At 53.4% G+C, this 17,797-nt stretch carries 17 protein-coding genes and 1 riboswitch; of the genes, 14 read left to right on the top strand and 3 right to left on the bottom strand.

Annotated features, from left to right (window positions below; all coding sequences use genetic code 11):
- Positions 1–355 precede the first annotated feature (355 nt).
- The 7 genes from DBZ16_RS06195 to DBZ16_RS06230 all read left to right on the top strand — a co-directional run bounded on the left by DBZ16_RS06195 (position 356) and on the right by DBZ16_RS06230 (position 8,815).
- On the top strand, positions 356–1,783 hold the full coding sequence (locus DBZ16_RS06195) for an alanine/glycine:cation symporter family protein (protein ID WP_107813337.1): 1,428 nt from the start codon (positions 356–358) through the stop codon (positions 1,781–1,783).
- Positions 1,784–2,017: 234 nt separating this feature from the next.
- Complete coding sequence (locus DBZ16_RS06200) at positions 2,018–3,160, top strand: FUSC family protein (RefSeq protein WP_107813338.1); 1,143 nt, start codon at positions 2,018–2,020, stop codon at positions 3,158–3,160.
- A 225-nt stretch (positions 3,161–3,385) separates the two neighbouring features.
- The gene (locus DBZ16_RS06205) at positions 3,386–4,054 is read left to right on the top strand and encodes a DNA alkylation repair protein (protein WP_107813339.1); all 669 of its coding nucleotides are present in this window, start codon (positions 3,386–3,388) and stop codon (positions 4,052–4,054) included.
- Between the two features lie 268 nt (positions 4,055–4,322).
- Entirely contained in the window at positions 4,323–4,739 is a 417-nt protein-coding gene (locus tag DBZ16_RS06215; RefSeq protein WP_240600258.1) for a hypothetical protein, read from the top strand.
- Between the two features lie 146 nt (positions 4,740–4,885).
- A complete protein-coding gene (locus tag DBZ16_RS06220; RefSeq protein ID WP_107813342.1) occupies positions 4,886–7,453 on the top strand; it encodes a DUF4132 domain-containing protein in 2,568 nt (855 codons plus the stop codon).
- Positions 7,454–7,733: 280 nt separating this feature from the next.
- Positions 7,734–8,297 carry a hypothetical protein gene (locus DBZ16_RS06225; RefSeq protein WP_107813343.1) on the top strand — a complete coding sequence of 188 codons (564 nt, stop codon included), beginning with the start codon at positions 7,734–7,736 and terminating at the stop codon, positions 8,295–8,297.
- A gap of 77 nt (positions 8,298–8,374) precedes the next feature.
- Positions 8,375–8,815 (top strand): hypothetical protein, encoded by a 441-nt coding sequence (locus tag DBZ16_RS06230; protein WP_240600261.1) that lies wholly within the window; start codon positions 8,375–8,377, stop codon positions 8,813–8,815.
- 92 nt (positions 8,816–8,907) lie between these two features.
- On the opposite strand, the gene DBZ16_RS06235 is transcribed toward DBZ16_RS06230, so the two are convergent.
- A complete protein-coding gene (locus DBZ16_RS06235) occupies positions 8,908–9,651 on the bottom strand; it encodes a PP2C family protein-serine/threonine phosphatase (protein WP_107813345.1) in 744 nt (247 codons plus the stop codon).
- Between the two features lie 347 nt (positions 9,652–9,998).
- A riboswitch (TPP riboswitch) is annotated at positions 9,999–10,108 on the top strand.
- A 106-nt stretch (positions 10,109–10,214) separates the two neighbouring features.
- On the opposite strand from DBZ16_RS06235, the gene DBZ16_RS06245 reads away from it, so the two are divergent.
- From DBZ16_RS06245 to thiE, 4 genes are all read left to right on the top strand, one after another.
- Positions 10,215–11,309, top strand: coding sequence for an FAD-dependent oxidoreductase (locus DBZ16_RS06245; protein WP_107813346.1), 1,095 nt, complete (start codon positions 10,215–10,217; stop codon positions 11,307–11,309).
- Between the two features lie 141 nt (positions 11,310–11,450).
- On the top strand, positions 11,451–12,521 hold the full coding sequence (locus tag DBZ16_RS06250) for a WG repeat-containing protein (protein ID WP_107813347.1): 1,071 nt from the start codon (positions 11,451–11,453) through the stop codon (positions 12,519–12,521).
- A 73-nt stretch (positions 12,522–12,594) separates the two neighbouring features.
- Positions 12,595–13,242, top strand: a complete 648-nt coding sequence (locus DBZ16_RS06255) for a nuclease-related domain-containing protein (protein WP_107813348.1) — start codon at positions 12,595–12,597, stop codon at positions 13,240–13,242.
- Between the two features lie 17 nt (positions 13,243–13,259).
- Positions 13,260–13,877 carry a thiamine phosphate synthase gene (gene thiE / locus DBZ16_RS06260; protein WP_107813349.1) on the top strand — a complete coding sequence of 206 codons (618 nt, stop codon included), beginning with the start codon at positions 13,260–13,262 and terminating at the stop codon, positions 13,875–13,877.
- A gap of 116 nt (positions 13,878–13,993) precedes the next feature.
- Here the strand turns inward: thiE and DBZ16_RS06265 are convergent, their stop codons facing one another.
- Entirely contained in the window at positions 13,994–15,013 is a 1,020-nt protein-coding gene (locus tag DBZ16_RS06265) for a zinc-binding alcohol dehydrogenase family protein (protein WP_107813350.1), read from the bottom strand.
- Positions 15,014–15,117: 104 nt separating this feature from the next.
- On the opposite strand from DBZ16_RS06265, the gene DBZ16_RS06270 reads away from it, so the two are divergent.
- From DBZ16_RS06270 to DBZ16_RS06280, 3 genes are all read left to right on the top strand, one after another.
- Positions 15,118–15,471: a winged helix-turn-helix transcriptional regulator gene (locus DBZ16_RS06270; RefSeq protein ID WP_003684634.1), complete on the top strand. Its 354-nt coding sequence runs from the start codon at positions 15,118–15,120 to the stop codon at positions 15,469–15,471.
- A gap of 30 nt (positions 15,472–15,501) precedes the next feature.
- Positions 15,502–15,696, top strand: a complete 195-nt coding sequence (gene thiS, locus DBZ16_RS06275) for a sulfur carrier protein ThiS (protein ID WP_070454847.1) — start codon at positions 15,502–15,504, stop codon at positions 15,694–15,696.
- A gap of 163 nt (positions 15,697–15,859) precedes the next feature.
- Entirely contained in the window at positions 15,860–16,648 is a 789-nt protein-coding gene (locus DBZ16_RS06280) for a thiazole synthase (RefSeq protein ID WP_107813351.1), read from the top strand.
- Between the two features lie 76 nt (positions 16,649–16,724).
- Here the strand turns inward: DBZ16_RS06280 and DBZ16_RS06285 are convergent, their stop codons facing one another.
- Positions 16,725–17,684: a bile acid:sodium symporter family protein gene (locus tag DBZ16_RS06285; protein WP_107813352.1), complete on the bottom strand. Its 960-nt coding sequence runs from the start codon at positions 17,682–17,684 to the stop codon at positions 16,725–16,727.
- Positions 17,685–17,797: the final 113 nt, after the last annotated feature.

Genomic DNA, 17,797 nt, shown 5'->3' on the forward strand with positions numbered 1-17,797 from the left:
CGTTTATCGCCATACAGCCGGAATTTCGGATGGCATTCTAACGTAAACCGTATTTTTCGGCGCAATTGAATAACAAGCGGTCACAGTTGGGAAATATACGGCACTTTGCACCTGGTTCCTAGGCAGGCTCAACCCGTTTTCAGACGACCTCTTTTAGGCATTTGCCCGCTTCGCACAGGAAAGCAGATCCGGCCTCATCCGCCCCTGATCAAGGGTTTTAATTGTTGAATATCAATCAATTAGATACATTATTTCACGCCGATATAAAACTTTTTCAATTTGTTGACAGTCTGTTACAATGCACTACTTCCGAACGGCGGCAAACCGTCCGTCATTCAAATTCAGAAAGGCTTTTATGGATAACAACTTTACCGAATCGCTGCACCAATTAGTTCAGAAAATCAATGATCCGATGTGGACAGGGCTGGTGTATGTCCTGTTGGGTGCAGGGCTGTTTTTCACGGTTGCCACCGGTTTCGTACAATTCCGCCTGCTCGGACGCAGTATCAAAGAAATGCTCGGCGGCCGAAAACAAGGCGATGATCCGCACGGTATTACGCCGTTTCAGGCTTTCGTTACCGGACTTGCCAGCCGCGTAGGCGTGGGCAACATCGCGGGTGTGGCGATTGCCATCAGCAGTGGCGGGCCGGGCGCGGTATTCTGGATGTGGATCACCGCATTAATCGGTATGAGCTCGGCGTTTGTCGAATCTTCACTGGCGCAGTTGTTCAAAATCCGCGATTACGACAACCATCATTTCCGCGGCGGTCCTGCTTACTATATTACCCAAGGATTGGGTCAAAAATGGTTGGGTATCGTATTTGCATTGAGCCTGATTTTCTGCTTCGGATTCGTTTATGAAGCTGTTCAAACCAACACCATCGCCGTAACCGCCAAAGCCGCATGGGGCTGGGACGAACATGCGGTCGGCGTCGCATTGGTCATCATGACTGCGCCGATTATTTTCGGCGGTATCCGCCGTGTTTCCCGCTTTGCCGAAATGCTTGTTCCGCTGATGGCGACTTTATATCTGCTGATGGCGCTCTACATCATCATCACCAACATCAGCCTGATTCCGCATGTCTTCGGTCAGATTTTTGACAGCGCCTTCAACTTTAAAGCTGCCGGCGGCGGTCTGCTCGGCGGCTTGATTTCGCAAACCATGATGATCGGTATCAAACGCGGTCTGTATTCCAATGAAGCAGGTCAAGGTTCCGCACCTAACGCCGCCGCAGCCGCCGAAGTCAAACACCCTGTTTCCCAAGGTATGATTCAAATGCTGGGCGTATTCGTCGATACGATTATTGTATGTTCCTGCACGGCGTTTATCGTTTTGGTGTACCAACAACCTTACGGCGATTTGAGCGGCGCAGAGCTGACCCAAGCAGCGATTATCAGCCAAGTCGGCGCATGGGGCGCGGATTTCTTGGCAATCATCCTGTTTATGTTTGCCTTCTCTACCGTCATCGGAAACTATGCCTATGCCGAGTCCAATGTGCAGTTCATCAAAAACCATTGGCTGTTGACCGCCTTGTTCCGCATGATGGTGTTGGGCTGGGTATATTTCGGCGCAGTCGCCAACGTGCCGCTGGTTTGGGATATGGCGGATATGGCAATGGGTACGATGGCATGGATCAACCTTGTCGCCATCCTGCTCCTCTCTCCGCTTGCCTTCCTGCTGTTGAGGGACTACACGGCGAAACTGAAAATGGGCAAAGATCCCGTCTTCAAACTTTCCGAACATCCGGGCTTGAAACGCAAAATCAAATCCGATATTTGGTAAACCCATAGCCAGTTAAAAAGGTCGTCTGAAATACCATATAGTATTTCAGACGACCTTTTGCTTTTTACCGAAAATATTTAATGCAATGACGGCTCGACCTTAGCTTTATCTTCCCAAGCCAATCTGTTCCACCCTATCCGCAAAACCTTTATTTCAGAAACCTGTATCTCCCTATCGATTCCCGTTACAATACCGCCCGATAAACCCAAAAATCTCAACAAGATAGCCCCAATCATGAACGCCTTACAACGCGAACGCTTCGTCAAACGCTGGCTCGACTCCTACGAACGCTACCGCTACCGCCGTCTCATACACGCCGTCCGGCTCGGACTTGCCGTACTGTTCGCCACCCTGCTCGCCAAACTCCTCCACCTCCAACACGGCGAATGGATAGGCATGACCGTATTCGTCGTACTCGGCATGCTCCAATTTCAAGGCGCGATTTACTCCAAAGCCGTCGAACGCATGCTTGGTACCGTCATCGGTTTGGGCGCAGGCCTGACCCTGTTGTGGCTCAACCAGCACTACTTCCACGGCGGCATTCTCTTCTACCTGACCGTCGGCACCGCCAGCGCAGCAGCAGGCTGGGCGGCAGTCGGCAAAAACGGTTACGTCCCCATGCTTGCCGGACTGACCATGTGTATGCTCATCGGCGACAACAGCAACAACTGGCTCGACAGCGGCCTTATGCGCGCCATGAACGTTCTCATCGGCGCCGCCATCGCCATCGTCGCCGCCAAACTCCTCCCCTTGCGTTCCACCCTCATGTGGCGGTTCATGCTTGCCGACAACCTGACCGAATGCGGCAAAATGATTGCCGAAATCAGCAACGGCAAACGCATGACCCGCGAACGGCTGGAGCAAAACATGGTCAAAATGCGCCAAATCAACGCCCGCATGGTCAAAAGCCGCAGCCACCTCGCCGCCACATCAGGCGAAAGCCACATCAGCCCCGCCATGATGGAAGCCATGCAGCACGCCCACCGCAAAATCGTCAACACCACCGAGCTGCTCCTCACCACCGCCGCCAAGCTGCAAGCCCCCACCCTCAACGAACACGAAATCCGTCTGCTCGACCGCCATTTCAACCTCCTCCAACGCGACCTGCGCCTGACCGTCCGCCTCATCAAAGGTCACTACGCCCGCCGCATCCGCATCGACACCTCCATCAATCCCGAACTGGGCAAACTCGCCGCCCGCCTCCATTACGAATGGCAAGGCTTCCTTTGGCTCAGCACCAATATGCGCAACGAAATTTCCGCACTCGTCATCCTCCTGCAACGCAGCCGCCGCAAGTGGCTGGACAAACACGAACTCCAACGCCTGCGTGAACACCTGCGCGAAACCCGCGAAGGCGATTTGGAAGAGGTCGTCTGAAAACAAATCCTTTCGAAAAACCCGCCTATCAAAGAAAAACGAAAAACAGATTCAGCCAGACAACCTGCCAAGATTTTTCGAGAAACTCGGCACCTGCACTCAAGAGGGAAACACAGCTAAAAAAGCCAAAGCGGCTAAAAAAGAAGAGTTAAAAAGAAAGCAGAACAAAGACCAAGATTTCAGACGACCCCGAACCCTGCCATCTCCTTCAAAAAGGAAAATCGTATGGACTACCCCGCCCTGATCGCCGTCCTGCAACAACACGCCAACCCCGAACGCGCCGTGCCGATGCAGGCATACATGAAACACCGTTTTGCCTATTTCGGCATCGGCAAACCCGAACTTGCCCGCCTGTGCCGCCCGTTTTTCAAAAACGCCGCCAAACAGCCGGTCGATTGGGATTTCGTGCGCCGCTGTTGGGACGACCCGCACCGCGAATTGCAATACGCCGCGCTCGAATACCTGAAAAAAATGCAGCAACACCTGACCCCGCAGGACATCCCGCGTTTGCAAACGCTGATTACCGAAAAATCATGGTGGGACAGCTCCGACGTACTCGACCGCATTGTCGGCGACATTGCCCTGCGCCACCCCGAAGTCAACACCGTCCTATTGGCATGGAGTACGCACGACAACATCTGGCTGCGCCGCGTCGCCATCGACCACCAACTGCTCCGCAAACAGCACACCGACACCGCGCTGCTGGAAACAATCATCTGCAACAATCTGGGGCAAACAGAATTTTTCATCAACAAAGCCATCGGCTGGGCATTGCGCGATTACAGCAAAACCAACCCCGAATGGGTACAAGGCTTTATCGACCGATACCGACACAAAATGGTCAAACTGAGCTTACGCGAAGCAGGTAAATACCTGCCGTCAAAGGTCGTCTGAAAACGTGAACTTCAACGAAGTTAAACAAAGTTTCTACATAACTAAAATATATAGTGGATTAAATTTAAATCAGGACAAGGCGACGAAGCCGCAGACAGTACAGATAGTACGGCAAGGCGAGGCAACGCCGTACTGGTTTAAAGTTAATCCACTATAAATAGCATCCTGCACTTACCGCCATCAAAGTGCAGGATGCTTTATTTTCAGGCTGCCTGAAACGCTCAAAAAACAGTATGATTCATCTGTTTTCTGTTTCGAGGAGTTATCCATGATTGCAGCTACCATCACCATCCAAGATCAAAACCTCGCAGGCAAAGTGCTGCACGAGCTGTTTTTGAAGTTCCGAACCAACCACATCAGCGCGGCGGAGCTGATTGCCGAACGCGTGCGACAGGAAGTCGCCGCCTACAACGACCGCGCCGCCGATGCCCTGCTGCGCCACAGCCTCGTTATCCCCACCAATCGCGGCGACATCGTAATTCAGGAATCGCGCGGCAAAAAAGGGGCAAATCCGCAGCCCGTGGACGCGGAAAAGCAAATCGCCGTTGCCCTGAAAGCTTTTGAGCAGAACGCGTTTTTCATCCTTGCCGACAACCGCCAACTGGAAACGTTGGACGACATGGTGTACCTGCATGACGGACTGGTCGTCAATTTCATCAAACTCACGCCGCTGGTGGGCGGATAAGCAGCCTGAAAACTGCCGCGCAACGCCACCGCGCCTTTGCCGAAACCACCCGATACAGCCTGAATAGTGCGGACAAGAAAACCCTTACCGACGTTGTTCGTCTTTACCGCAAAATAACCAACACATTAATACGCAAGGAAAGTCCCATGACCCAAAACCAAACCGTGCAGATTTCCGACAGCCGCCGTGCCGAGTTCAATCAGATTCTCGACGTACTGCAAAAGGAATGGCGCCAAAAATGTTTGAACGAATACGACACGATAAACCTGAAGCTCTGCCCCAGCTTTGCCGAAGTGGAGAAAGCCGCTCCCGAATACCGTGTCGATTTCCTGATCCACTGCATTGATTTGATACGCGGCTGGGGGCGAAATAAAGTTTTTAACAACAAAGGCAGTGACAGGATACACAATTACGGCACCACCCGTGCGGCGGTGGCGATGGCTCTGGCGCGCAAAACGCTGCCGATGACAGAGCAGGATGTGCAGCGCATTTTTGCCGCCATGCTGGACGACAACGGGCTGTCCGAACGACAGGCAGATGACTATCCGCTCAAATATCTGATCAACCAAATCAAAAAACAGTTTCCCAATCCGAGCGAAACGCTTTCGGAATGCCTGAAAAACGCCTGCGACCGTTACCGCATCTTTGCGGAACACCTGTGGGACAAGAAAGCCGCTACCGCCAACCTTGCCGCTCTGGCGGAACTGTCAGGCAGTTTCGCCGAAGCCTGCTTCCCCGCCCAAGACGACGAGTTTGCCCGATACGCCAATCCGCAGCTTGCCGCGCTGCCGCCCGAACAGCAGGACGTATGGAGCAAAATCATTGCGCTTGCCCTATCCGCCAATGCGGGCAAGCCGAGCGAAAAATACCTGAAAGAAGCCAAAACGCTGATTGACACTCTGGGGGCGGACAGGTTCAAAAAGATGCTGCACGGCTGGATAGAATTTGTCTACGGTAATGAAGAAGTACGTATTGAAACCTTTACCCACGAATACAGAGGCGGCTCATACAACTACGACACCCATGTCCTGCCCGTTTGCAGCATCAACCAGACCGTGCTCAAAGGGCTGGTGTGGATGTGCAGCCATTTCCACGACAGCGCCACCCTGTCCGCCCTTACCCAACTTGCGCTGCATTCATACGACAAAATCCCCAATCTCGGTGCGCGCTATGCTGCTATGGGCAACGCCTGCTTCTATGCGCTGTTCCGCTCCAAAGGGCTGGACGGCATTGCCTGCCTCTCACGCCTGCGCCTGCGGATTAAGTTCAGCAACGTGCAAAGCGCGATTGCCAAATATTTGGACGAAGCCGCCGCACAGCGGGGCGTATCCCGCAACGAAATCGAAGACATGGCGGTGGACAGTTTCGGCTTGCAGGAAGGCTGCCGCGACTATGACTTCGGCGGCTACACCTGCCGTCTGGCGGTAACGGGCGTAGGCAAGTCCGAACTGCGCTGGTTCAAACCCGACGGCTCGCCACAAAAAACCGTGCCCGCCTTCGTAAAAACCGACCATGCCGACAAACTGAAAAAGCTCAAAGCCACACAAAAAAACCTCAACACCACGCTCACAGCCCAACGCGACCGCTTGGATCAGATGATGCGCTCCGAACACCGCGTGCCACGGGAACACGCCGAACAGTATTACTGGCAGCACGGGCTGATGTCCTGCCTCACGCGCCCGCTAATATGGCAGTTTTTCCGCGACGAAAACGATACGCAGGGTCGCGCTGCACTGTGGTTAGACGGAACATGGGTGGACGAAACAGGGGAGCAAACCGATGTTTCAGACTGCCTGCAAGTCAGCTTGTGGCATCCCGCGCTTGCCACGCAGCAAAGCATCGCCCAGTGGCGCCAACTGCTGCTGAACAAAGAAATCCGCCAGCCGCTGAAACAGGCATACCGTGAAATCTATCTGCTCACTGAAGCCGAAATCAACACCAAAACATACAGCAACCGCTTTGCCGCCCACATCCTGAAACAACACCAATACATGACACTTGCCAAAGGACGCGGCTGGAGAGGCTCGCTGGCAGGCGCGTGGGACGGCGGCGACGACGCAACCGTTTCGTTGGAATTGCCCGAATACAACCTACTCGCCCAATTTTGGACCAACGCGGTGGACAGCGAAGACGCATGGACGGAAAGCTATATCTGGCAGTATGTCAGTACCGACCAAGTGCGCTTTCACCGGTTGGACGACGATTACCATGCCACCGCTCTGGACTTAATTGATATCCCGCCGCGCGTGTTTTCCGAAGTATTGCGCGACGTCGATTTGTTTGTCGGCGTGGCAAGCGTAGGCAACGATCCGACTTGGGAAGACAACGGCGGAGAGGCACGTTTTTACAGCTACTGGCAGAGCTATTCCTTCGGCGATTTGGGCGAAGTGGCAAAAACCCGCAAAGCCGTATTGGAAACCCTGCTGCCGCGCCTGAAAATCGCCAAGGTTGCCCACATAGACGGCAACTTCCTCGTCGTACAGGGCAAGCTGCGTACCTATAAAATCCACATCGGCAGCAGCAACATCCTGATGCTGCCGGACGACCAATACCTCTGCATCGTACCCGACAGCCGCAAAAAAGACGCATCCGACAAGCTGTTTATCCCGTTTGAGGGCGACAATACGCTCTCGGTCGTCCTCTCCAAAGCCATGCTGCTGGCGGAAGACGACAAGATTACCGACAGCACGATTACCTCGCAGATTCAGCGGTAAATTGGGACAGCCTGAAAAACGCAAATGCCTCCATCCTTGCGGTTTCAGGCTGTTTTTGAACACAGGACGCGTAGGCAGCACATGACCGCCCTACGGCGAGAACACAAGGCATAGGTTGGGTTCAAACCCAATATTTCAGGAATGTTTGACCGTTTTGTTGCGGTTTGAGCCGACCTGCGCTTGTTAAATATCTAATGCCGAAGGTCGTCTGAAAGCGCAGCCTGTCCTTCGGGTTATCAAATTTCAGACGACCCGAAACCTTCAACAACAAGGAAAAACCATGCTCTCCACCCAAGCAAAGCAACTGATGCAACAATATAAAACACAATTTATGCAGGACTGCGCCGAACTCACTCCAAAACTGACCGCCTTTATCCAAGAAATATTGCAGGGCAGGCATTGGTTTTTTTCGGATGAAAACAAAGCATTTGATCAGGCCGTGGCACTGATTATGGAATACGATTATCAGGATTTCTCTGTTTGCGGCTGGTTGCGCAACCAAAATGGCAGCTATTTAGGCGACCGCATCATAGACTTCCCCGAAGAATGCCTGCCTAAATTTGATGCAGATGTGGAAGATGAGATATACGGATTGGGACAGGGTATAAACGGCAAATACCAAGTATGGGATGCTGTAGACGATTTTTACAGTGGACTATACGAACATTTCGACCGCTGGTTTACGGACTGCTTCCGAACCGCCGCCCAAAACACCGCCTCCACCCTGCCCGCCTATTTTTCTATGTGCGTCACCAACAGCTACACCAATCTTGCCACCATGCAGAAGGAGCTTTGCGACGATATTGCCCAAAAATTCGGCTGGGCATCGTTTTGGCAGGATTAGGCAACGTGAAATAGTCCGAAGGTCGTCTGAAAACTCAGCTTCAATACAATAAAACAGATTTCCCGAAGAAAACATAGATGACTTTCCCATCCAACCCAACGACAAACCTCATGAAGTTTCTCAAAAAACTATGCGAACGAATTCTTGACTGGCTCGTCACCAGCAACATGGCGGGCTATGTGATATTGCTGACTATCGCCACTGTTCTCGGACTGATGTACGGCGGAGATATGATTCTGGACAAAGTCCTTGGTCACATTGATACACCTTGGCTCCCTATTATCGGCTTCTGTCTGGCATTGGCTACACTCTTCGCAATTTGTTTTATCGAAGAAGATTTAGCCGAGCAGACAACGGAATTCAAACGGCGCGACAAATATCTGTGCGGCGCAATCGGTGGTTTGGTCAGCGCGCTATTGATCAAATGGACGTGGCAGGCAGCCTTGGTGGGATTGTCGATAGGCATACTGCTGGCGGCGTTGATGAGATGGTTGAAATATGTGATGCGGTATATATAAATTGATCTAAGCATCCCTTTTCAGACGACCCTTTACCCCAATCCTTTGAAATATTCTCAAGAAACTGCGTAACCGATTTTAGGATTGGTTCACTATCTTTGCCGCAGGCATACCGCCACCGAACAATCGTCATGATAGGGAACCCTTTTTACTGCCCGACGTAAGGCTTCCAACTTATCTAGCAAAGATGGGGAAGCGTTCCATAATGCTTCCAAGCGTTCATGAGATAGCGCGTCGTGCAGACCGTCAGAACAAACCAAAACTGCCTCGCCTCTTTGCAGAGTAAATGAATCGGTAAAAATTTTGAAATGGGTTTCTTCGTCATCCGCTATCAGGCAATGCGCCAAAGCATAGTACATATCGGCGTATTCCGTATCTGCCCGCGCTTCCCCCTGCTCGATTAAATCAGCCAACACCGTGTGGTCATGGCTTACCTGCCGCCAACGCCCCTCTGCCGATATATGGTAAACACGGCTGTCGCCGACATTGCAGATGCGGCACAAACCGTCCGACTCGACGACTGCCGAAGCGAAAGTCGAGGACGAGCCGAAATATTCCTCGGCAAGCGTGTCGCAAAAGTTGCCGTGCAGCCTTCGCAGGAAACGCCCTTCCGCATCGCCCTCGCGAACGAAAGCGTCCAACCAAAACCGGCTGGCAAGATGCGCGGCAGGGCTGCTGGATACACCATCTGCCACTGCCAGCCGCACGGCATCGTCCGCCTCGGACACGCGGGTTTTGTGCAGCCTGACCTGACGCACCGCCGTGCCGTCAAACAAGGCGTCCTGATTTCGTGCTTTACCGGCACCAACCATTTGAAAATAGGCAAGCTGAAACATGGTAATCCTGACAATCCAATCCTGATTTATAGTGGATTAACTTAAACCAGTACGGCGTTGCCTCGCCTTGCCGTACTATCTGTACTGTCTGCGGCTTCGTCGCCTTGTCCTGATTTAATTTAATCCACTATAAATAAACCTACTTCGGCGCTTTTCGCAAAAACGAATTTCAACGCAAAGCCCCTTGTTCATTGGCGACAGTATATATCAATAATGCCGATGCGCTTCTCCCTAACGCCATTTCCTCAACCAACCCAAAACACCTTACAACAGGTCGTCTGAAAATACGAAACCCATTTTTCAGACGACCTGACTTTGCCAAAGCAATCGATTTTATGTAAACTGGAAACCTCTTGTCGGAGTGCTGCTTGTTCCCGCAAACAGCTGAGACCGCATCAGCGGAATCCGTAGAACCTGTCGGGGTAATGCCTGCGTAGGAAACAAGCTGTCAAACGCCTGAAAAGGCTTCCGTTCCCTTTCCCGCATTTCCCGCTATTCGGTGGATTCCGCTTCCGTCTTATCTTTCGTCTTCCCGACTGCACAATACTACAAAGGAATCCACCATGCCCCGTATCGCCATTCTCGGCGGCGGCCTCTGCGGCCGTCTGACTGCCTTACAACTTGCAGAACAAGGTTTATCGGTTGCCCTCTTTGACAAAGGCGGGCGCAAAAGCGAACACGCCGCCGCTTATGTTGCCGCCGCCATGCTCGCGCCTGCTGCGGAAGCGGTCGAAGCTACGCCTGAAGTCATCAAACTGGGCAGACAGAGCATTCCGCTTTGGCGCAACATCAAAGGTCGTCTGAAAACGCCAACCATGATGCAGGAAAACGGCAGCCTGATTGTGTGGCACGGGCAGGACAAGCCATTATCCAGCGAGTTCGTCCGCCATCTCAAACGCGGCGGCGTAGCGGATGACGAAATCGTCCGTTGGCGCGCCGACGACATCGCCGAACGCGAACCGCAACTCGCAGGACGTTTTTCAGACGGCATCTACCTGCCGACCGAAGGCCAGCTCGACGGACGACAGATGTTGTCTGCACTTGCCGACGCTTTGGACGGGCTGAACGTCCCTTGCCATTGGGAACACGAATGCGTCCCCGAAGACCTGCAAGCCCAATACGACTGGCTGATCGACTGCCGCGGCTACGGCGCAAAAACCGCGTGGAACCAAGCCCCCGGACACACCAGCACCCTGCGCGGCATACGCGGCGAAGTGGCGCGGGTTTATACGCCCGAAATCACGCTCAACCGCCCTGTACGCCTGCTCCACCCGCGTTATCCGCTCTACATCGCCCCGAAAGAAAACCACGTCTTCGTCATCGGTGCGACCCAAATCGAAAGCGAAAGCCAAGCTCCTGCCAGCGTGCGTTCAGGGTTGGAACTTTTATCCGCACTCTATGCCGTCCACCCCGCTTTCGGCGAAGCCGACATCCTCGAAATCGCCACTGGCCTGCGCCCAACGCTCAACCACCACAACCCCGAAATCCGTTACAGCCGCGCCCGACGCCTGATTGAAATCAACGGCCTTTTCCGTCACGGCTTCATGATTTCCCCCGCCGTAACCGCCGCCGCCGTCAGATTGGCAGTGGCACTGTTTGACGGAAAAGACGTGCCCGAACGTGATGAAGAAAGCGGTTTGGCGTATATTGAAAAATAAGTTTGAGGTCGTCTGAAAACGTCGCGGCATAGGTTTTACAGCAAATCGGCACACCCCGATACCAGCCTGTATGAATATAAGATGACAAGGCGCGCCAACGCCTCATCGTCATCAATCTACTTAATATCAGCAAGGTTTCCAATGAATCTGAAATCCCTGTATTTACTGCCTGCACTCTTGCTCGCCCACTCCGCCGCCCTTGCTGCGCCCAAGATTTCAGACGACCCCAAACCGCGTTCTGCCGAGAAAATCATTTATTTCAAACAAAACGGCAAATTCGGTGCAAAAACCACAAGCGGCAAAATCATCGTCCCTGCGCAATACCACTGCGAATTTATGTGCGAACACGTCAAACACGGCGAAACCGCCGACGGCGAGTTGCTGTTTACCGACAACAGCCGAGAAGTCCGAGGCAAAGTTGCCTATTCGCCCTTCTTCCTGCATTCGCGGCAGGGCAAGTTTTTATATCAACCGATGATGTATGACTTGGCATCAGACTATTTTTCGGAAGGCAAACGCCGCTATGTTTCCAAAGACGGCAAGGTCGGTTTTGCCGACCGCGCGGACAACTTGGTCACGCCCGCCCAACACGATTGGGCAGGACAGTTTGAATATGGCTATGCCGCATTTTGCGACGGCTGTCGAGAAGTGCGCGTGGACGAAGAACACACCGCCGTACAGGGTGGCACTTGGGGCATGATGGACGCACGCGGCAATACCGTTGCGCCCAGCGACACTCGCCGCGCCGCTTCCGACATCGAACGAAACGGCAAATTTTATCCGCACCCGTTTGCCTACACCGCCGCCGAACGCGATATTCTGCAACGCATCAACCGCTACAAAAACCTGATTGTCGGACTGGCAGCAGTTTCCTATTCGCCATACAAAACCGCCGAAGAACGCGCTGCCTACCGCTTTGAAATCGTGTCGCCACCTGTTCAAGGCTATCCGTATTACGAAATCGTCCTGTTTGACGGCAAAGGCAACACCGTTGAAGGCGAACGCTTTCTCGCCGGCGCGGACGGCAAACGGCTCTACGCCCTGCCTGTCGGAGAAGAAACACCGCAGCTACTGGAAACCCACCTGCGCCACGCAATCCGCAGCACACTTGCCGAACAACCCAAAAGACAGAAAAGCGGCTCTTGGAACGACAACCCGTTTCGCTTGAAAGATTATCCCGAAGCAAAAGCCTTGTTGAAACGCAGGAAATGAGTTTCAGACGACCTCATCAGATGGCTATACCGGGCTCACTTTCATTAAACAATAAAACAAAAAGGAAAACGTCATGATTGAACAAGCAATAGGAAACCTGTCAGGTATATTTTGGATTTTCCTGCTCATCATTCCCCTGCTTCTTTTGAAAGCGCTGCTCCAAAACCCCAAAGTGAAAGGACGCATAGGCGAACGGGCAGTCCGTTCAGTAATCGGAAAAAATTTGGATGAAGAAACCTATATCGAATTTCACGATTTGATTATTCCGTCCCGCAGCGGCACGACGCAAATCGACCATATTTATGTTTCGGCTTTTGGGATATTTGTCATAGAAACCAAGAATTACACAGGTTGGATTTTCGGCAGCGAGAAGCAATCGAAATGGACGCAAGTCGTCTATAAGCAGAAACACTACTTTCAAAATCCGTTGCGCCAAAATTACGCACACATCAAGGCATTATCCGAACTGCTGCAACTGCCGGAAGAAAAATTTCATTCGATGGTGGTTTTTCTCGGCGATTGTGAACTGAAAACGCAAATGCCGCCGAATGTCTGCCGTATCAGACAGGCAGCATCCTATATCAGACGTTTTCAGACGACCTTATTGCTGCCACAGGAAATAGAAGCGGCAATTGCCGTGCTGTCTTCAAACGAATACCAAGCCGATGGAGAAAAACTGCGGGCGCATACCGAACGCCTGCAAGAACGCCATCAGCGATAACTTAAAAGGACACCCCCATGACCTTCCCACCCCTAAAATCCCCGCTTAAATTCTACGCCGTCGTTCCCACAGCCGATTGGGTGGAACGCATGGTCAAAGCAGGTTCCGACACGGTGCAACTGCGCTGCAAAACCCTGCACGGCGATGAATTGAAACGCGAAATCGCCCGCTGCGTCGCCACCTGTCAAGGCAGCCGTACCCAGCTTTTCATCAACGACCACTGGCGCGAGGCGATAGAAGCGGGCGCATACGGCGTGCATCTCGGGCAGGAAGACATGGACACCGCTGACCTTGCCGCCATTGCCGCTGCCGGTTTGCGTTTGGGTTTGAGTACCCATTCCGTTGCCGAACTCGACCGCGCCCTGTCTGTACATCCCAGCTACGTCGCCAGCGGCGCGATTTTCCCGACCACGACCAAGCAAATGCCCACCGCCCCGCAAGGCTTGGACAAACTGCGTGAATATGTGAAACAGGCACGCGGCACACCTGTCGTCGCCATCGGCGGCATCGATTTGAACAACGCCCGAGCCGTACTTGCCACCGGCGTTTCCTCCCTCGCCGTCGTCCGCGCCGTTACCGAAGCGGAAAATCCCGAGGCCGTGGTTAACGCGTTTCAGGCTTTGTGGAATGAATAAGGTCGTCTGAAAACCAAATTTCAGACGACCTGCTCAATTAGGATATTCGATTGCCGTTATTTCGGATGCCATACAGGCACCAGCGGGCATAACGGCGTAAAGAATAATCGGCGGATTTAATTGTCCCAGCCTTCGATCACCAGCTTCCCTACCATATCCCCGCGTTCCAGCATCTCATGGGCGCGGCGCAGGTTGGCAGCATTGATGCCATGCAGGATTTGGGTGGCGGTCGGACGGATGATGCCTTCGTCCACCAGCCGAGCGGTTTCGGCAAGGATTTCGCCCTGCCGTTCGATGTCCGCCGTTTCGCTCAGCGGGCGGGTAAACATAAATTCCCAATGCAGCGACAAGCTTTTGCCTTTGAGTGGGTTCACGTCCAACGTTTCGGGGTCGTCAATCAGCGCGATTCTGCCTTGCGGGGCGATAAGCTCGACGATTTGCGGCAGATGGCGGTCGGTATGGTTGGTGGAAAAAACGAACGATGGTGCGCCGATATTTAACGCGGCAATCTGTTCCGCCATGTTTTCATGATGGTTGATGACGAAATCCGCACCCAATTTCTCCACCCACGCACGGCTTTCAGGGCGGGAGGCGGTGGCGATGACTTGGATGTCGGTCAGCTTTTTCAGAAACTGGATGGCAAGCGAGCCGACCCCGCCTGCGCCGCCGATTAAGAGCAGCGCATTTGCGCCGCCTGCCACGGGTTTGTTTACATCCAAGCGGTCGAACAGCGTTTCCCATGCGGTAATCGCCGTCAGCGGCAGCGCGGCGGCTTGGGCAAAATCCAGCGAATGCGGTTTTTTTGCGGCAATGCGTGCGTCCACCGCTTGTAATTGTGCGTTTGAACCTTGACGGTTGAGGGCGCCCGCGTAATACACTTCGTCGCCGACTTTGAAATTCCGCACTTCGCTGCCGACTGCCTGAACGATGCCTGCCGCGTCGTAACCCAATACGCGGTACGCTCCTGCCTCAGACGTATGCGCCGCCCGAACTTTCACATCAACAGGATTGACAGAAACCGCCTGCACGGCAACCAAAATATCGTGCGGCTGCAGTTCGGGTTCGGGCAGATTGATGTCGAGCAGGGCTTCAGGGTTGGAAACGGGCAAAGGGCGGTTGAAACCGATGGCTTTCATGATGTTCTCCTGTTAGGTCGTCTGAAAGCGTGTATCATGCGCCTGAAGCATATCATTAACAAGAACGCACTTGTTTTTCAGATAGTTACATAAAGGATACCACCATGCCCCGCACACCGCACCCAAGCTACGACTGCGCCGAAGGCTGCTCGGTGGAAGCCGCGCTTTCCGTTATCGGCGGCAAATGGAAAGGCACGATACTCTACCGCCTGCACACGGACGGTACGCTGCGCTTCAACCAAATCCGCCGCATCCTGCCCGATGTGTCGCAACGCACGCTGACCGCGCAACTGCGCGCATTGGAGGCCGACGGCATCATTTTGCGTACTGTGTATCCCGAAGTCCCACCGCGTGTGGAATACCGCCTGACCGACTACGGCAAAACGCTTGCGCCCGTGCTGACGGCATTGAAGGAATGGGGCGACGGATTCAAGCAAGAGCAGGCGCATCGCGAATAAAGAAACTCACCTACGAAATATCGAGAAACCATGAACATCATCTTAAACGGCGAACCCGCCGAACTTCACGGCAAAACCGTTGCCGACCTCATCGCCCAAACCGCGCCGCAAAAGCCCTTTGCCGTCGCCGTGAATACCGGATTTGTCGCCAAAGGCGCGTATGCGGAAACGGTTTTGAACGAAAACGATAAAGTCGATATCGTGCGGCCGGTGGTCGGCGGCTAAGCGGTTTTGCCTTTTCAGACGACCCCTGTCCCAAAAACAACGTTATAGTGGATTAACAAAAATCAGGACAAGGCGACAAAGCCGCAGACAGTACAGATAGTACGGCAAGGCAAAGCAACGCCGTACTGGTTTAAAGTTAATCCACTATACAAAGGAACCCATCATGCTCACCCTATACGGAGAAACTTTCCCTTCACGGCTGCTGCTCGGCACGGCTGCCTACCCGACGCCCGAAATCCTCAAACAATCCATCCGTATCGCCCGGCCCGCGATGATTACCGTCTCGCTGCGGCGCGCGGGAAGCGGCGGCGAGGCACACGGGCAGGGGTTTTGGTCGCTATTGGAAGAAAGCGGCGTCCCCGTGTTGCCGAATACCGCAGGCTGCCAAAGCGTGCAGGAAGCGGTAACGACGGCGCAGATGGCGCGGGAAGTGTTTGAAACCGATTGGATCAAACTCGAACTTATCGGCGACGACGACACGTTGCAGCCCGACGTCTTCCAGCTTGTCGAAGCGGCGGAAATCCTGATTAAAGACGGCTTCAAAGTGCTGCCTTATTGCACCGAAGACCTGATTGCCTGCCGCCGCCTGCTCGACGCGGGCTGTCAGGCGCTAATGCCGTGGGCGGCGCCGATCGGCACGGGTTTGGGCGCGGTTCACGCCTACGCGCTGAAAGTCCTGCGCGAACGCCTGCTCGACACGCCGCTGATTATCGACGCGGGCTTGGGTTTGCCCTCGCAGGCTGCGCAAGTGATGGAATGGGGGTTTGACGGCGTATTGCTGAACACCGCCGTTTCCCGCAGCGGCGACCCCGTCAACATGGCGCGCGCCTTCGCACTCGCCGTCGAATCCGGACGGCTGGCATTTGAAGCTGAACCGGTCGAAGCACGAACCAAAGCCCAAGCCAGTACGCCAACCGTGGGGCAGCCGTTTTGGCATTCGGCGGAATATTGATGGATACTGTATTGACGGTATGCAAAAAGGTCGTCTGAAAATGTTCAGACGACCTTTTGTCCTTTGCCGAACTCTTTTAATCGGACAATTCCGCTTTCGATTCTTTATCTGCTTTCGCCGACCAATAAGATGCGAGCAGCGAGCCGGAAATGTTGTGCCACACGCTGAACAGCGCGCTGGGTACGGCAACGACAGGGGTTGCGGCAAAATGCGTGGCCGCCAATGCCGCACCCAAACCGGAATTCTGCATACCGACTTCGATGGCGAGCGTTTTTTGCGCATCGTACGGCAGCTTGCAGATTTTGGCTGCAAAGAAGCCGAGCAGGTAGCCGATGGCGTTGTGCAACATCACGACACCGAAAATCAACAGCCCGCTTTCAATGATTTTGCCTTTGCTCGCGCCGACGACCGCACCGATAATCAGCACAATGGCAACCACAGAAACCAAAGGCAAGGCAGCGGCAGCGCGTTCGGTCTGTTTGCGGAACACAGTATGTGCAATCACGCCGAGCGCGATGGGCAACAACACCATTTGAACAATGGAAACAAACATCGCCTGCGCATTGATGTCAAGCATTTTACCTGCAAAAAGCAGGAAAATAGCAGGCGTCAGCAGCGGAGCCAGTAAGGTGGAGGCCGACGTAACTGCAACGGACAAGGCAACGTTGCCGCGTGCCAAAAAAGTCATCACATTGGAAGCCGTCCCGCCCGGACAGCAGCCGACCAAAATCACACCCACAGCAACTTCAGCAGGCAAATTTAACAACTTGACCAAAAAATAGGCAGTCAGCGGCATGATAATGAATTGAGCCGCCACGCCGATAAGAACGGCTTTGGGATGACTGGCGACAATTTTAAAATCTGACGGCGTCAGCGTCAGCCCCATGCCGAACATGATGATGCCCAAAAGCCAAGTGATGTAAGGCAGTACCCATTTGAACAATTCGGGTTCGAAGAAAGCAACGGCGGCGCACAATGCCGCCCAAAATGAGAAGGTTTTGCCGACAAAGTGGCTGATTCGTGCAATAGTGTCCATAAATAGTATGTGCGGTATCGGTTGATAAAATTATTGATTAGGAGGACAGTGAAATAAAGTAACACACAAACATCAAAATCTGTTTGGCCGTTGATATTTGTTTCACATCCGTC

The sequence above is a fragment of the Neisseria sicca genome (genome assembly GCF_003044565.1).
In the GTDB taxonomy this organism is placed as follows: Bacteria; Pseudomonadota; Gammaproteobacteria; order Burkholderiales; family Neisseriaceae; genus Neisseria; species Neisseria sicca_A.

Coding starts and splice junctions, on each gene's coding strand:
- DBZ16_RS06195 (WP_107813337.1), top strand. CDS start 356: ATGGATAACAACTTTACCGAATCGCTGCACCAATTAGTTCAGAAAATC.
- DBZ16_RS06225 (WP_107813343.1), top strand. CDS start 7,734: ATGCTCTCCACCCAAGCAAAGCAACTGATGCAACAATATAAAACACAA.
- DBZ16_RS06265 (WP_107813350.1), bottom strand. CDS start 15,013: ATGAAAGCCATCGGTTTCAACCGCCCTTTGCCCGTTTCCAACCCTGAA.
- thiS (WP_070454847.1), top strand. CDS start 15,502: ATGAACATCATCTTAAACGGCGAACCCGCCGAACTTCACGGCAAAACC.
- DBZ16_RS06205 (WP_107813339.1), top strand. CDS start 3,386: ATGGACTACCCCGCCCTGATCGCCGTCCTGCAACAACACGCCAACCCC.
- DBZ16_RS06230 (WP_240600261.1), top strand. CDS start 8,375: ATGACTTTCCCATCCAACCCAACGACAAACCTCATGAAGTTTCTCAAA.
- DBZ16_RS06245 (WP_107813346.1), top strand. CDS start 10,215: ATGCCCCGTATCGCCATTCTCGGCGGCGGCCTCTGCGGCCGTCTGACT.
- DBZ16_RS06270 (WP_003684634.1), top strand. CDS start 15,118: ATGCCCCGCACACCGCACCCAAGCTACGACTGCGCCGAAGGCTGCTCG.
- DBZ16_RS06200 (WP_107813338.1), top strand. CDS start 2,018: ATGAACGCCTTACAACGCGAACGCTTCGTCAAACGCTGGCTCGACTCC.
- DBZ16_RS06285 (WP_107813352.1), bottom strand. CDS start 17,684: ATGGACACTATTGCACGAATCAGCCACTTTGTCGGCAAAACCTTCTCA.
- thiE (WP_107813349.1), top strand. CDS start 13,260: ATGACCTTCCCACCCCTAAAATCCCCGCTTAAATTCTACGCCGTCGTT.
- DBZ16_RS06220 (WP_107813342.1), top strand. CDS start 4,886: ATGACCCAAAACCAAACCGTGCAGATTTCCGACAGCCGCCGTGCCGAG.
- DBZ16_RS06215 (WP_240600258.1), top strand. CDS start 4,323: ATGATTGCAGCTACCATCACCATCCAAGATCAAAACCTCGCAGGCAAA.
- DBZ16_RS06255 (WP_107813348.1), top strand. CDS start 12,595: ATGATTGAACAAGCAATAGGAAACCTGTCAGGTATATTTTGGATTTTC.
- DBZ16_RS06280 (WP_107813351.1), top strand. CDS start 15,860: ATGCTCACCCTATACGGAGAAACTTTCCCTTCACGGCTGCTGCTCGGC.
- DBZ16_RS06235 (WP_107813345.1), bottom strand. CDS start 9,651: ATGTTTCAGCTTGCCTATTTTCAAATGGTTGGTGCCGGTAAAGCACGA.
- DBZ16_RS06250 (WP_107813347.1), top strand. CDS start 11,451: ATGAATCTGAAATCCCTGTATTTACTGCCTGCACTCTTGCTCGCCCAC.